13 protein-coding genes and 1 pseudogene are annotated in these 14,939 nt (G+C 64.0%); 10 read left to right on the plus strand and 4 right to left on the minus strand.

All coding sequences use genetic code 11. The features are described 5' to 3' along the window. The first annotated feature begins 380 nt into the window (after positions 1–380). The 4 genes and pseudogenes from cofD to ACO07W_RS06150 all read left to right on the plus strand — a co-directional run bounded on the left by cofD (position 381) and on the right by ACO07W_RS06150 (position 4,917). Positions 381–1,370, plus strand: coding sequence for a 2-phospho-L-lactate transferase (gene cofD, locus ACO07W_RS06135; RefSeq protein WP_421841654.1), 990 nt, complete (start codon positions 381–383; stop codon positions 1,368–1,370). After that, on the plus strand, positions 1,367–2,752 hold the full coding sequence (locus ACO07W_RS06140; protein WP_421841656.1) for a coenzyme F420-0:L-glutamate ligase: 1,386 nt from the start codon (positions 1,367–1,369) through the stop codon (positions 2,750–2,752). Before cofD ends, ACO07W_RS06140 begins: the two co-directional genes overlap by 4 nt. Beyond that, entirely contained in the window at positions 2,749–4,368 is a 1,620-nt protein-coding gene (locus ACO07W_RS06145; protein WP_421841658.1) for an Eco57I restriction-modification methylase domain-containing protein, read from the plus strand. The genes ACO07W_RS06140 and ACO07W_RS06145 overlap by 4 nt, the downstream gene beginning before the upstream one ends. A gap of 13 nt (positions 4,369–4,381) precedes the next feature. Next, positions 4,382–4,917, plus strand: a pseudogene (locus ACO07W_RS06150) (NUDIX hydrolase). A gap of 33 nt (positions 4,918–4,950) precedes the next feature. Here the strand turns inward: ACO07W_RS06150 and ACO07W_RS06155 are convergent. From ACO07W_RS06155 to rfbD, 3 genes are read right to left on the minus strand one after another with little or no spacing between them, the layout of a single operon-like run. After that, positions 4,951–6,030: a sugar phosphate nucleotidyltransferase gene (locus ACO07W_RS06155; protein WP_421841660.1), complete on the minus strand. Its 1,080-nt coding sequence runs from the start codon at positions 6,028–6,030 to the stop codon at positions 4,951–4,953. A gap of 1 nt (position 6,031) precedes the next feature. Continuing rightward, complete coding sequence (locus ACO07W_RS06160; RefSeq protein ID WP_421841662.1) at positions 6,032–6,967, minus strand: glycosyltransferase family 2 protein; 936 nt, start codon at positions 6,965–6,967, stop codon at positions 6,032–6,034. Continuing rightward, on the minus strand, positions 6,960–7,877 hold the full coding sequence (rfbD, locus tag ACO07W_RS06165; protein ID WP_421841664.1) for a dTDP-4-dehydrorhamnose reductase: 918 nt from the start codon (positions 7,875–7,877) through the stop codon (positions 6,960–6,962). Before rfbD ends, ACO07W_RS06160 begins: the two co-directional genes overlap by 8 nt. 88 nt (positions 7,878–7,965) lie before the next feature. Between rfbD and ACO07W_RS06170 the strand changes: the two genes are divergently transcribed. From ACO07W_RS06170 to ctpC, 4 genes are all read left to right on the plus strand, one after another. Beyond that, positions 7,966–9,429 (plus strand): LCP family protein, encoded by a 1,464-nt coding sequence (locus tag ACO07W_RS06170; protein ID WP_421841666.1) that lies wholly within the window; start codon positions 7,966–7,968, stop codon positions 9,427–9,429. Continuing rightward, positions 9,417–10,169 carry a TIGR03089 family protein gene (locus tag ACO07W_RS06175; RefSeq protein ID WP_421841668.1) on the plus strand — a complete coding sequence of 251 codons (753 nt, stop codon included), beginning with the start codon at positions 9,417–9,419 and terminating at the stop codon, positions 10,167–10,169. Before ACO07W_RS06170 ends, ACO07W_RS06175 begins: the two co-directional genes overlap by 13 nt. Before the next feature lie 125 nt (positions 10,170–10,294). Further along, on the plus strand, positions 10,295–10,576 hold the full coding sequence (locus tag ACO07W_RS06180; protein ID WP_421841670.1) for a DUF1490 family protein: 282 nt from the start codon (positions 10,295–10,297) through the stop codon (positions 10,574–10,576). Between the two features lie 11 nt (positions 10,577–10,587). After that, positions 10,588–12,759: a manganese-exporting P-type ATPase CtpC gene (gene ctpC / locus ACO07W_RS06185; RefSeq protein ID WP_421841672.1), complete on the plus strand. Its 2,172-nt coding sequence runs from the start codon at positions 10,588–10,590 to the stop codon at positions 12,757–12,759. Here ctpC and ACO07W_RS06190 read toward each other — a convergent pair. Beyond that, a complete protein-coding gene (locus tag ACO07W_RS06190) occupies positions 12,752–13,435 on the minus strand; it encodes a cation transporter (RefSeq protein WP_421841674.1) in 684 nt (227 codons plus the stop codon). The two genes, ctpC and ACO07W_RS06190, sit on opposite strands and share 8 nt — an antisense overlap. Before the next feature lie 18 nt (positions 13,436–13,453). Between ACO07W_RS06190 and ACO07W_RS06195 the strand changes: the two genes are divergently transcribed. Next, complete coding sequence (locus ACO07W_RS06195; protein ID WP_421841676.1) at positions 13,454–13,612, plus strand: hypothetical protein; 159 nt, start codon at positions 13,454–13,456, stop codon at positions 13,610–13,612. A 110-nt stretch (positions 13,613–13,722) separates the two neighbouring features. Further along, positions 13,723–14,910: a CoA transferase gene (locus tag ACO07W_RS06200; protein ID WP_421841678.1), complete on the plus strand. Its 1,188-nt coding sequence runs from the start codon at positions 13,723–13,725 to the stop codon at positions 14,908–14,910. The last annotated feature ends 29 nt before the right edge of the window (positions 14,911–14,939 follow it).

Raw genomic sequence — 14,939 nt, forward strand, 5'->3', positions numbered from 1 at the left:
TCCTCATCTACTACTATCTAGATAGTGAATGGTTTCCCACTGTTTTGATGTACGTTCCACGCAATTCGAACAGGTGATCGAATCTCGGCCTGCGGTACCGGAACCGGCGACCAACCGGGAAATGACACTGATGTGATTAGACACGGGTCGCGCACCCTGGTCAAGCATCTTGGCGCATTTCAATACCATCTTGTGATCAAATTCCGGCGTTTCTGTTGCAGTTGGATACTGGCGTGTCACATGCGACTCATCGCGACGTGTTGACCCAAGACTTTCGCCAGCCCGCGGCCAGTCGTTGGGCGTAATCCATTTCTGTGACGAACACCCATGCGCGCCACCGAGGCCTACCCCACAACTGCCGCGCTGTACTGTCCTGCGATGTGAAGGTCACCGTTCTGGTCGGCGGAGTCGGCGGCGCCCGCTTTCTACTCGGGGCCCAGCGACTACTCGGCCTGGGGCAGTTTGGTGCAGACGAAAGCCACTCGAATCACGAACTCACCGCAATAGTCAACATTGGCGACGATGCCTGGATTCACGGGCTGCGTGTCACCCCTGATTTGGACACCTGCATGTACACCCTGGGCGGCGGGGTCGACCCGCAACGCGGGTGGGGCCACCGCGACGAAACCTGGCACGCCAAAGAGGAACTCGCACGCTATGGTGTGCAGCCGGACTGGTTCGAACTCGGCGACCGGGATCTGGCTACTCATTTGGTACGCACCCAGATGCTGCGGGCCGGCTATCCACTGTCGCAGATCACCGCGGCCCTGTGCGACCGCTGGCAACCAGGTGCGCGGCTGCTACCCGTCAGCGACGACCGCTGCGAAACCCACGTGGTGATTACCGATCCAGTCGACGACGCTCGACGAGCGATCCATTTCCAGGAATGGTGGGTACGCCATCGTACTCAGGTACCGACTCACAGCTTCGTCTATGTCGGTGCCGAAAAAGCCAGCGCTACAACCGAAGTAGTAGAAGCAATCACCGACGCCGATATTATTATTCTGGCGCCGTCCAACCCGATAGTCAGCATTGGGGCCATCCTCGCCGTCCCCGGCATTCGCGGAGCGCTTCGCGCAGCCAGCGCCCCGATTGTCGGCTATTCACCCATCATCGGCGGAAAGCCGTTGCGTGGCATGGCCGATGCATGTCTTGCCGTGATCGGCGTGGATTCCACCGCAGAAGCAGTAGCTCGCCACTACGGCGCGCGCCGCACCACCGGCATACTGGACTACTGGCTGGTGCATGAGGGCGATCACGCTGAGGTTGATGGGATCACAGTGCAGTCGAGACCGCTGATAATGAGCGAACCGCAGGCAACCGCCGAGATGGTTCGGGCCGGTCTGGATCTTGCGGGTGTGCCGGCGTGAACGACCGCAGGACCCGCAGACCCGGATCGCCGGTCGCTGAGCATGGCGCCGCCTCAGCAATCGAAATCCTGCCCGTTACCGGCCTTCCCGAGTTCCGGCCCGGCGACGAACTAAGTGTTGCACTCGCCGAGGCGGCCCCCTGGCTGCGTGACGGCGATGTCGTGGTCGCTACCAGCAAGGTTTTTTCCAAATGCGAAGGCCGCCTCGTCCGAGCACCGGAAGATCCTGAGCAAAGAGATCAGTTGCGCCGCAAATTGGTAGATGACGAGGCTGTGCGGGTGCTGGCGCGCAAGGGCCGAACATTGATAACCGAAAACCGGCTCGGACTGGTTCAAGCAGCTGCCGGAGTGGACGGCTCCAATGTTGGGCGGACCGAACTGGCACTGCTCCCCCTCGATCCCGACGCAAGTGCTGCAGCGCTGCGCACCGGACTTCGGGAGCAGCTCGGCGTCACCGTTGGCGTGGTCATCACCGACACCATGGGGCGGGCCTGGCGAAATGGGCAGACCGATGCCGCTGTTGGTGCCGCCGGTCTGCATGTACTGCACAACTATTCCGGGGCGGTAGACCAATACGGCAACGAATTGGTCGTCACCGAAATCGCGATTGCAGACGAGCTCGCTGCGGCGGCCGATCTCGTCAAAGGAAAGCTGACAGCGATGCCGGTGGCCGTGGTGCGCGGGCTCTGCAAATCGATGTCCGACGACGATGGCTCCACCGCCCGGCAACTATTGCGGCCAGGCAAAGAAGACCTGTTCTGGCTTGGCACAACAGAGGCCCTCGACCTCGGTCGCCGCCAGGCCCAACTGTTGCGAAGGTCGGTGCGCCGGTTCAGCCAAGAGCCAGTACCGTCCGACCTCCTTAGGGCCGCGGTCGCTGAGGCGCTCACCGCTCCTGCTCCGCATCACACGCAGCCGGTCCGCTTTGTGTGGTTGCAAACCCCCACCACTCGCACCCGGCTGCTGGACCGAATGAAAGACAAGTGGCGTTCCGATCTCGCCGGCGACGGCAAATCAGCCGAATCCATCGAACGTCGAGTGGCTCGCGGCCAGATCCTCTACGAAGCACCCGAAGTCGTCATCCCAGTGTTGGCCCCAGACGGCGCACACACCTACTCCGATGCCGCCCGCACAAACGCCGAGCACACCATGTTCACCGTTGCGGTTGGAGCAGCCGTGCAAGCTTTACTCGTTGCGCTGGCAGTGCGCGGTGTGGGCAGCTGTTGGATAGGCTCGACGATCTTCGCCGCCGACCTGGTCCGCGAAGAGCTAGAGCTGCCGACCGATTGGGAGCCCCTGGGAGCCATTGCGATCGGCTACGCCGAAGAGCCGGCCAAGCCACGCGACCCAGTACACGTGGCGGACTTGTTGATCAACAAATGAGACCACGCTCACCGAAGCTACGTGGCCCCAAGACGTTCGCGGGTAAGACCGCCGCGTCACCTGACAAAATTCGTGGCGGCTATTACACCCCGGTGCCCGTTGCCCGCTTTCTGGCCGGTTGGGTTCGGTCGGCCGGAGAAAAGATCCTAGAGCCGTCCTGCGGCGACGGCCGGATCCTTAGGGAACTGGCCGCAATCGGCACCCACGCACACGGGGTGGAACTCGTCACGCAGGAGGCCGCGAAATCGCGCGAGTTCGCACCGGTCGATGCGGAGAGTCTCTTCGACTGGCTAAGTAAGACCCAGACCGCGAGCTGGGATGGTGTAGCCGGCAACCCTCCCTACATCCGGTTCGGGAACTGGGCATCGGATCAGCGAGCACCCGCCTTGGACCTGATGAGACAGCAGGGATTACGCCCCACCAAGTTGACCAATGCATGGGTCCCGTTCGTCGTGGCGGCGACAACTCTGGTACGCGACGGCGGCCGGGTTGGCCTGGTGCTGCCGGCCGAACTGCTCCAAGTCACATATGCCGCGCAGCTGCGCGGCTATCTGATAAGCCGCTTCCAAGAAATCACCCTGGTGACTTTCGAACGATTGGTGTTCGACGGCGTCCTGCAGAATGTCGTGTTGTTTTGCGGTGTCGTCGGGGCAGGCCCGGCGCGGATCCGCACGGTCCACCTCAACAGCGCGGACGATCTGCCCGGTGCCGAACTCGACGTCGAATCCGCTCCGGCGCTGCTGCACGACAAGGAGAAGTGGACTAAGTACTTTCTCGACCCCGCTCAGATTCATCTGCTACGAACACTGCGAGAGTCACACACCATGACCCGGCTCGGCCAGCTGGCCGCCGTGGATGTAGGCATCGTGACCGGCCGCAACAGCTTCTTTACTTTCACCGACGCCCAGGCACGGGAATTGGGGCTGACGGCGCACTGCGTCCCGTTGGTATCGCGCAGCGCCCAGCTTGGTGGCGTCGTTTACGACATGGATTGCCGAGCAAGCGATGTCGCCACCGAGCACCGCACCTGGCTCCTTAACGCTCCACACACCCCCACCGACCCATCGCTGCTCGCACACATCAACGCGGGTGAGTCCGCCGGGGTCCACCAGGGCTACAAGTGTTCTCTCCGCAAACCGTGGTGGAGCACGCCGTCGCCGTGGATACCCGACCTGTTCATGCTGCGCCAAATTCATCGGGCGCCGCGCCTAACCGTCAATGCCGCGGCCGCTACCAGCACTGACACGGTCCACCGAGTAAAAATTGCGCCCAACCGAAACACCCAAATAGACCCGATCGCGCTTGCTACCGTATTCCACAACAGCGCGACTTTCGCGTTCGCTGAAGTGATGGGCCGCAGTTACGGAGGCGGCCTCTTGGAGCTGGAACCCGCCGAGGCCGAGCAACTGCCCATCCCGCCACCGGCATGTGCGCGCGCCAGCCTTGCCCAGGAAGTCGATCTGCTGCTGAAAGCCAACAAGATCGACAAGGCGCTCGACGTGGTGGATCGTCATGTGCTGATCGACGGCCTCGGTTTATCGCCGAACGTGGTAGCGCACTGCCGATCAGCGTGGACCACGCTGCGGGACCGCAGGACGAGGAGGTCCTCCCATTGAGCATCCCGCACCAATGAACGTTCGAGCCTCGGTGATCGAAATCCTGACCGACTGGCATGCCCCCGACCCAGCCCAGGAATCATTGCGCCATGCTGTTCTGGCTTTCGTGCACGGCCGTATCGATGCCTGCCGGCGGGAGTGCGCACCTGGCCATGTCACCGCCTCCACCCTCGTGCTGGACCACGCCGGCGATCACGTGCTCCTCACCCTGCATCCACGGCTTGGCCGCTGGGTGCAATTGGGGGGCACTGCGAAGCAGAGGACGAGACCATCCTTGCTGCCGCACTGCGCGAGGCCCGCGAAGAGTCCGGTATCGCCGATCTGCGTATCGCATCCGAGCTGGTTGCCGTGCACGTCCATCCGGTGACCTGCTCGCTGGGCATCCCGACCCGCCATCTGGACTTGCAGTTCGTGGCGTGGGCACCACCCGGCGCCCACGCCACGATCAGCGACGAATCAGACGACCTGCAATGGTGGCCAGCCCATGAACTGCCGCGTGGGACAGATGACGCGCTCGCTCAGTTGGTCGCTCGGGCCATGAACAAATGAGGCGGCACATGTGATGTTCGATGCGGGGCGTGCCTAAACGTCGCTGGAATAGCGGATCCCACCGTCCGGAAGTGCGACGCCCGGCCAGACCCGCGCCCCACGCAGTAGTTCGCAACGCGCCCCGATATCGGCGCCGTCTCCGATCACGCCATCACGAATCAACGCCCGTGGGCCGATACGGGCGCCGAAGCCAACGATCGAACGCTCGATGACGCTGCCAGCCTCGACCCGCACACCGTCGAAGATAACCGCGCCATCCAGTCGCACACCAGGTCCGATCTCGGTGCCACGCCCGACGACCGTGCCCCCGATGAGCACCGCGCCAGGCGACACCGCCGCTCCATCATGGACCAGCTGCTCACCGCGGTAACCATGCAAGGCCGGCGACGGGGCGATTCCGCGCACCAGATCCGACGACCCGCGAACGAAGTCCTCTGGTGTTCCCATGTCACGCCAATAGGAGGCATCGACATAACCGCACACCTTTGTATCGGCGTCGGAGAGCAGCGCCGGGAACACTTCCCGCTCGACCGATACTTCGCGCCCGCGGGGAATCCGGTCGATGATGTTGCGGTCGAATACATAACACCCTGCGTTGATCTGGTCGGTCGGCGGATCTTGGGTCTTTTCGAGAAAGGCGGCAACCCGGCCGGTCTCGTCGGTCGGCACACAACCGAATGCCCGCGGGTCGCCCACCCGCACCAGGTGCAGGGTCACGTCAGCCTGGCTAGTCGCGTGAAAGTCCAGTAGTTGGCCCAAATCAGCGCCGGACAGCACATCGCCGTTGAACACCATCACGGTGTCGTGGCGCAGCTTGCCAGCGACATTGGCGATACCACCACCGGTCCCCAACGGAGTCTGCTCGGTCACGTAGTCAATCTGCAGGCCGAGCTTGGAGCCATCACCAAACTCGGCCTCGAACACTCCCGGCTGGTAAGACGTGCCAAGAATCACGTGCTCGATGCCCGCCGCGGCGATCCGCGACAGCAGATGAGTCAGAAACGGCAGCCCAGCGGTCGGCAGCATAGGCTTGGGGGCCGACAATGTCAGCGGCCGCAGCCGAGTGCCCTTCCCGCCGACCAAGACCACCGCGTCGACTTGTGGCGGCGCCAACTCAGTATCGCCCTTCTGGCAATTTCAGCTCTCCCCTTCGCAATCTGCGTAATGAACTGCGCACCATCAGGTGCGAACGCACCGCCAACGATCCCCGCAGCAACCAGCGCAGCGGAGCTCGCCACCAACCCGTATGCCGGTCAGCGAGGAAAATGTAGGTGCTCCGATGATGTGCGGCCAGGTGACTCGCCGGGTCGCGTCCGGTCGAGTGACCCTTGTGATGCAGAACTTCGGCTGACGGTACATAAACGCTGAGCCAGCCGGCTTTGCCGAGTCGGTCGCCGAGGTCGACATCCTCCATGTACATGAAGTAACGCTCGTCGAACCCGCCCACCTGGTTGAAAGCCGACCGTCGCACCAGCAGACACGAACCCGACAGCCAGCCCACCGGTCGCTCGGTGGGCTCCAGCCGCTCTTGGCGGTAAGCCGTCGTCCAAGGATTGTTGGCCCAGATCGGCCCGAGCACCGCATGCATGCCGCCCCGGACCAAGCTCGGCAAGTGACGCGCCGACGGGTACACCGACCCGTCGGGATCGCGTACGAGCGGGCCCAACGCGCCGGCGCGCGGCCAGCGAGCCGCAGCGTCCAGCAAGGCGTCGATGCTGCCTGGGCCCCATTGAACGTCGGGGTTAGCCACTATCACCCAGTCAGCCACCCAGCGCGCTTCTTCAGCGCGGTCAGCAGCTCCGCCATCCTCATAGAGCTGGGCAAGTGCGCGGTTCACGGCGGTCCCATACCCCAGGTTTGCCCCAGTAGGGAGCAGCCGCACATTGGGGTAACGCTGCACTGCGGCCTGCGGTGTCCCGTCGGTGGAGCCATTGTCGGCTAACAGAACGGTGACCGGCCGCTCGGTAGCCAGCGCCAACGAGGCCAGGAACCGCTCCAGATGCGGGCCCGGCGAGTAGGTCACCGCTACAACCGGCAGAACGTCAATCACGCGTCGAGGGTAACGGTCGATCGGTGGGAGTTCGGTTCTGAGTTGTCGTCAGCGCTGCGGCAAGCGCACGGCGCCAGGGCCGTAGCGGTGTCAAGCCCGCCGCAGCCCATTCACGCCCAGACAGCGCCGAATAACACGGCCGCGGCGCCGGCCTTGGAAAATACGCAGTACTGACAGGGCGCAACCGCTGCGGATCGGCGCCGCATTCTTCGAACACCGCGCGGGCTTGCCCGAACCGAGACACCTCGCCCTCGTTGGCGGCGTGCAAGACGCGCCCATAAACATCAGCATCGGCCAGCTCAAGCAATGCCGCAGCCAAATCGGCAACGTATGTCGGCGAGCCGATTTGGTCGTCGACCACATTCACCGGTCCTTCGCCGGCGGCCAGCCGGCGCATCACCGCGACGAAATCCTTCCCAGTACCGCCGGTGTAGACCCAGGCGGTGCGCACCACCACGGCCTCGGGTAGCGCCGCCAGCACGGCCACTTCGCCGGCACGTTTGCTACGGGCGTAGACGCCCTGCGGCCCGGTCTCATCGCTGGGCTCGTAGGGGCGGGGCGTCGTTCGGCTCGAACCCGAGCCGAACTGGCCACTGAACACATAGTCGGTCGAGACATGGATTAATCGCGCACCGACGCGGGCGCATGTGCGCGCGATGTGTTCAGGCCCGACTGCATTGACCGCATACGCCGCCGCCTCGTCGCTCTCGGCACCGTCGACATCGGTGTAGGCCGCACAGTTGACCAGTACATCGCCGCTTCGAATAATCCGCTGGGCGGCACTCGGATCAGTGATGTCCCACTCCGATGACGTCAATACCAGCGCATCGCGGTCCCAACGAGCGACTTGCGCGGCCACATGGCTACCCAGTTGCCCGGCAGCACCGGTGACAACGATCCTGCCCGACATGTCTCAAGTCTGGCACGTCTCAATCAGGTCTCGGGCACGCCGGCGCCGGCTAAGCACAAAACAGGTGTGTCGGAAGTAATCTACTGAGATGCCTGTGCAACGTGTGGTTCGTGCGGTCAGCACAGCGATGGCCGTAGCGATCATCTTCGGCACTGGACTGGCATGGAGCAACGTCCGCTCATTTGAAGGCGGCATCTTCCACATGTCCTCGCCATCGCTCGGGCAGGGCGCCGACGACGGCGCCATCGACATTTTGCTGGTGGGCCTGGACAGCCGTACCGATGCGCACGGCAACCCGTTGTCGGCTGAGGAACTGGCAACACTGCGAGCCGGCGACGAGGAAGCGACCAACACCGACACCATCATCTTGGTCCGAATACCAAACAACGGTAAATCGGCAACCGCAATCTCGATTCCGCGCGATTCCTACGTCGCGGCTCCCGGCCTGGGCAAGACCAAGATCAACGGAGTCTACGGCGAAACCAGAGAGACAAAGCGAGCTCGGTTGGTCCAGGCCGGCGCCTCCGCCGCCGAAGCCGAAGCGGCTGGCACCGAGGCTGGGCGCGAGGCGCTGATCAAGACAGTCGCCGACCTGACCGGAGTCACCGTGGACCACTACGCGGAGATCGGGCTGCTCGGTTTCGCGTTGATCGCCGACGCGCTCGGCGGCGTCCAAGTATGCCTCAACGATCCTGTCTACGAACCACTTTCAGGTGCCGATTTCCCGGCCGGCCAGCAGAAACTCAATGGTCCGCAGGCGCTCAGCTTTGTCCGCCAGCGTCACGAGCTGCCGCGCGGCGACTTGGACCGGGTGGTACGCCAGCAGGCGGTGATGGCGTCCTTGGCCCACCGGGTCATCTCCAGCAAGACGCTGTCGAGCCCAGCCACCTTAAGGCGTCTTGAACAGGCCGTCCAGCGCTCGGTGGTGCTGTCCTCCGGCTGGGACATCATGGATTTCGTCAAGCAGCTGCAAGAGCTTTCCGGCGGTAACGTCGCATTCGCCACCATCCCCGTGCTCGACCGGGCCGGTTGGAGCGACGATGGCATGCACAGCGTGGTGCGAGTCGACCCACGCCAGGTTCAGGAGTGGGTTGCGGGACTGCTTCATGAGCAGAACCAGGGCAAGACCGAGGAATTGGCCTACACCCCAGCCAAGACAACTGCCAGCGTGCTTAATGACACCGACATCAACGGGCTCGCGGCCGCGGTGTCAGAGGTGCTGACATCCAAAGGATTTGCCACTGGCTCTGTCGCGAACAACGAGGGGCCTCATATCGAGGGCAGCCAGGTGCGAGCGGCCGCGACTGACGACCTGGGCGCGCAGGGAATCTCACAAGAGTTGGGCGGGCTGCCGGTCGTCGAAGACTCATCTCTACCGGCGGGAGCGGTCCGAGTTGTGCTGGCCGAGGACTACAGCGGCCCGGGCTCCGGACTCGGCGGCGGATCCGTCACGCCAGCCACCTCGTCATACGCTGAACCCCATGACAGCACCGGCCAGCCCCCGTCGCCCATCCTTACCGCCGGCTCCGACAAGCCCGAGTGCATAAACTAACCACGCTCAGCGCAGCGATCCTGGATCCGATGCTGCGGGCCGACCCGGTCGGCCCGCGCATCACCTACTACGACGACGCAACGGGCGAACGGGTCGAGTTGTCTGCAGCCACCTTAGCCAACTGGGCCGCAAAGACCGGAAACTTGCTGCGCGACGAGCTGGCCGTTGGGCCGGCCAGCCGGATCGCAATCTTGCTGCCGGCCCACTGGCAGACCGCCGCGGTTCTATTCGGGGTGTGGTGGGTTGGCGCCGAGGCGGTGCTGATCGCAAACGAACCGGGCAACCCTGCCGATCTCGCTGTTGATCTTGCTTTGTGTACCGCTGAACGGCTGGATGAGGCCGACGAGGTGGCCGGCGGCGAAGTGGTAGCGCTGTCGTTGGATCCGTTTGGCCGGCCAGCACCCGGCATGCCGGTGGGGGTCACCGACTATGCGACCGCGGTGCGGGTGCATGGCGACCAGATCATTCCCGAACGCCATCCAGGCCCCGCGTTGGCCGGCCGATCGGTTGACCACATCCTCGCCGACTGTGAGAGGTCCGCATCGGCGAGAAGCATCACATCAGCAGACCGGGCACTGTCCACCGCATCGTGGTCTGGACCCAACGAGTTGGTGGATGGCTTGCTGGCAATCATGGCCGTCGGCGCGTCGTTGGTGCAGGTCGCCCACCCTGATTCCAACCGCGATCAGGGTGTATGGGAACGCCGGATTCAGGCCGAAAAGGTCACCCAGGTCCTCTAGGGCGGGCGGCTATCGTCGATAGCGCACGATGGATAATATATGTTGATATCGCGATATTTCAATGTTAGCCTGGCGGCAGCGCAGTGCGGCGTGCCGACAACAGACCCAGAAGGAAGGTTCGGGCGATGGCCTTGTACGGACTCTTGGCAAAAACAGCAACTACGGTAGTAACCGGCCTGGCCGGAGTAACCGCCTACGAGGTGCTGCGCAAGGCCGCCGCCAAGGCGCCGCTCCGTGAGACCGCGGTGGCGACCGCGGAACTGGGACTACGCGGAACCCGCAAGGCTGAGGAAGCCGCGGAATCCACCCGACTCAAGATTGCCGACGTGATGGCCGAGGCCCGCGAGCGCATTGGCGAAGAGGCGCCCACGCCTGCGGTCAGCGATCTCCACGACCACGATCACTGATTCACCGAGACATGGTCCTCGCTATCGCACCAGACGCGGCCCAGCTAGACGAACCTTCGCTCCATGTGGTTTCAGATGCAGCCGGCCGCATGCGGGTCCAGGTCGCGTGGGTCCGTAACGATTGCCGCCGCGCGGTAGCAGTCGAAGAGGCCGTCGGCCAGCAAGACGGTGTTCGGGCGGTACATGCCTACCCGCGCACCGGCTCAGTCGTCGTTTGGTACTCCCCCAGACGCTGCGACCGCTCATCGCTGCTGACCGCAATCCGCGGCGCCGCCCACGTTCCCGCGGAGCTGATTCCAGCGCGAACGCCACATTCGTCCGAGATCCGCAACACCGACGTGCTCCGCATGGTCATCGGAGGCGCAGCGCTGGCCCTGCTCGGCGTGCGCCGATACGTATTCGCCCGGCCGCCCCTACTCGGACCAAGCGGCCGGCTAGTGGCCACCGGCGTCACCATCTTCACCGGCTACCCGTTCCTGCGCGGCGCACTGCGCTCGCTGCGCTCCGGCAAAGCCGGCACCGACGCGCTGGTGTCGGCGGCAACAGTCGCGAGTCTCATCTTGCGCGAGAACGTGGTCGCGCTCACGGTGTTGTGGCTGCTCAATATCGGTGAGTACCTACAGGACCTGACGCTGCGACGCACCAGGCGGGCGATCTCCGAATTACTGCGCGGCAATCAAGACACAGCCTGGGTCCGCTTAACCGACGGCGCGGACGCGGGAACCGAAGTCCAGGTGCCGATCGATACCGTGCAGATCGGAGACGACGTGGTCGTCCACGACCATGTCGCCATACCGGTCGACGGGGAGGTTGTCGAAGGTGAGGCGGTCGTCAATCAATCTGCCATCACCGGCGAAAATCTCCCGGTGAGCGTCGTTCCCGGAACACGGGTACACGCCGGTTCGGTTGTCATGCGTGGACGCCTGGTGGTGCGCGCCCACGCAGTGGGCAATCAAACGGCTATCGGCCGCATCATCACCAGAGTCGAGGAGGCACAGCACGACCGGGCTCCGATCCAAACGGTCGGCGAGAACTTCTCTCGCCGTTTCGTCCCCACCTCGTTCATCGTCTCGGCGATCGCACTAGCGATCACCGGAGATGTCCGACGCGCAATGACCATGCTGTTGATCGCCTGCCCTTGCGCAGTAGGCCTCTCCACCCCGACCGCGATCAGCGCGGCGATCGGCAACGGCGCCCGCCGCGGCATCCTGATCAAGGGCGGATCCCACCTCGAACGGGCCGGCAGGGTCGACGCAATCGTGTTCGACAAGACTGGAACGCTGACGGTAGGGCGCCCGGTGGTCACAAATATCGTCGCCATGCACAAGGACTGGGAGCCCGAACAGGTACTCGCCTATGCCGCCAGCTCGGAGATCCACTCGCGGCACCCGCTAGCCGAAGCAGTGATCCGCTCGACCGAAGAGCGTCGCATCAGCATCCCGCCGCACGAAGAGTGCGAAGTTCTTGTCGGATTGGGCATGCGGACCTGGGCCGACGGTCAGACTCTGCTGTTGGGCAGCCCGTCGCTGTTGCGCGCCGAGAAAGTGAAGGTGTCCAAGAAGGCGTCGGAGTGGGTAGACAAGCTGCGGCGCCAGGCGGAGACGCCGCTGCTCCTCGCGGTGGACGGCACGCTCGTCGGGTTGATCAGCTTACGGGACGAAGTACGCCCCGAGGCGGCAGAAGTGCTGACGAAGTTGCGGGCCAACGGCGTCCGCCGGATCGTCATGCTCACAGGAGACCATCCGGAGATCGCCCAAGTCGTCGCGAGTGAGCTGGGGATCGACGAGTGGCGCGCCGAGGTGATGCCGGAGGACAAGCTCGAGGTGGTACGCGGACTACAAAGTGATGGTTTTGTCGTCGGGATGGTTGGCGACGGCATCAACGACGCCCCCGCACTGGCAGCCGCCGATATTGGGATCGCCATGGGCCTAGCTGGAACCGACGTCGCCGTCGAGACCGCCGATGTAGCGTTGGCCAACGACGACCTCAACCGGTTGCTTGACGTACGGGACCTGGGCTCGCGCGCAGTGGACGTCATCCGACAGAACTACGGCATGTCCATCGCTGTCAACGCCGCCGGCCTGCTCATCGGCGCGGGGGGTGCATTGTCACCGGTGCTGGCCGCGATCATGCACAACGCCTCGTCAGTAGCGGTGGTAGCCAACAGCTCCCGCCTCAGCTAAGAGCTGGCCCACAGCTGCATTCGTCGCCACGCCACGCTCGAAAGCCCTGCCAGAATGCGATACCGGCAACGCCTAAGCCGATCATCGGGTCGAGCCACCAACCCTCCGGCCAGGCAGCCATAGCCGCAAGCCCAATCAGAACTCCGGCAGCCTGGATAGCGCAGAGATAGTTCTGGGTGCCTTCACCTGCGGTGGCCCCCGAGCCCAGACGCGCGCCAAGCTTGTGATTCGCCCAGCCGAGGAGGGGCATCAGCAGCAAGGCAATCGCCGTCAAGCCGATGCCGATCGCCGAGGTCTCGGCCCGATGTTGGTGCGCTAGGTGACGAATGGACTCGACGGCGATGTACGGGGCAGTAAGCCAAAACGACACCGCGACCCCACGTTGCGCCCGCCGCTCGGCAGTCTCCGACAGCGTGCGATCTCCGGTAAAACGCCAGAGCACCATCGCGCTGGCCAGGCCTTCCGATGCGCCGCCAAGCGCCCAACCGGTCAACGCGACGGACCCGACTGCCAAACCCTCCCACAAACCCACGGCACCCTCGGTTAGCAGCATGGCCAGGCTGATCCAAGCCAGGCGTCGCGCCCACCGGACATTCCGGTGCCACTCGGCATCGCGGGTAACCGACCTCGACGCAGCCAGTATGGATCCGTCGGATTCGCCGGTCATCGTCTCCATCCCGCCGATGGTAGAGCCATGACGCGCCGACGCCGAATCTCTCCAGTTCAGACGGTGCGCCGCGACCGTCATATGCTCGGCACTGATCCGCTTGGAGCAATTGCGGCGGATCTGGCCAAGCAACAACTGGCGGCTTCCGAGGAGATCGCTGATGTGGCGCATCTACAGCACCGGTGACCTTACGTCCGGGTCGGAAGCCACGGCGACCACTACGACCGCCGAAAGAGCCTGCGCGGGCAGGGACCCAAACAGCGCCGACGTCAGCTGACTAGGGAAAGGCTCCCATGATGCCGAACGACAACGCCACCAAACCCCTTGACCGGTTTCGCGTGCTCGATTTCACCCAGAATGTGGCCGGACCGCTGGCCGGACAAGTGCTCGCCGACCTGGGGGCTGAGGTAATCAAGATCGAAGCTCCCGGCGGGGAGGCAGCCCGGCACATCACCGCGGTCCTGCCCGGCCGGCCACCACTGGCCACGTATTTCCTACCGAACAATCGCGGCAAGAAGTCAGTGACGGTGGACCTAGGCACCGAAGACGCCAGGCAACAAATCCTGCAGCTTGCCGACACCGCCGACGTCGTGCTGGAAGGGTTTCGACCGGGGGTTATGGAACGAATGGGGCTAGGCCCCGACGACCTGCAATCCCGCAATCCCCGACTGATCTACGCCCGCCTGTCGGCCTTCGGCGGCAATGGGCCGCACGGCACACGGCCTGGCGTCGACCTCATGGTGGCCGCTGAGGCCGGCATGACTACAGGGATGCCAACGCCAGACGGCAAACCGCAGATCATCCCGTTCCAGCTTGTCGACAACGCCAGCGGCCATGTACTGGCCCAGGCCGTATTGGCCGCGCTTCTCAACCGCGAACGCCACGGCACAGCTGACACCGTGCGAGTCGCCATGTACGACGTCGCGGTTGGCCTACAGGCCAACCAACTGGCCATACACCTCAACCGCACCAGCGATGGCCAGCCGACGCCCCGTCCAGCACCCGAAACCAGGCGGCGAAAAAGGGTCGGCTTTGCCACCCAGCCGTCAGACGCGTTCCGCACAGCCGACGGCTACATCGTCATCAGCGCCTACGTACCTAAGCACTGGGAAAAACTGTGCAATCTGATCGGCCGGCCCGACCTGCTCTCCGACGAGCGTTTCAGTGACCAACGATCGCGCGCAGTCAACTACGCCGAACTGACCGACGAACTTGAATCGGCCCTGGCCGACAAAACTGCCCCGGAATGGGTCCAGTTGCTTCAAGAAAATGGCCTCATGGCCTGCCTCGCCTTTACTTGGAAGCAGGTCGTTGACACCCCACTGTTCGCCGAGAACGAACTTGCCCTGAAGATTGGCCGCGGCGACGACGCCATCACGCTGATTCGTACGCCAGCGCGCTACGGCAGTTTCAGCGCAACGGCGACCGATTACCCGCCTTCCGCCGGCGAGCACAACACCACTTTCTTGCCCAGTTTCGAATAGCCAACCCGGCAATCGGCACTGTCGGTAGG

Source organism: Mycobacterium sp. (genome assembly GCF_965230835.1).
Classification (GTDB): Bacteria; Actinomycetota; Actinomycetes; order Mycobacteriales; family Mycobacteriaceae; genus Mycobacterium.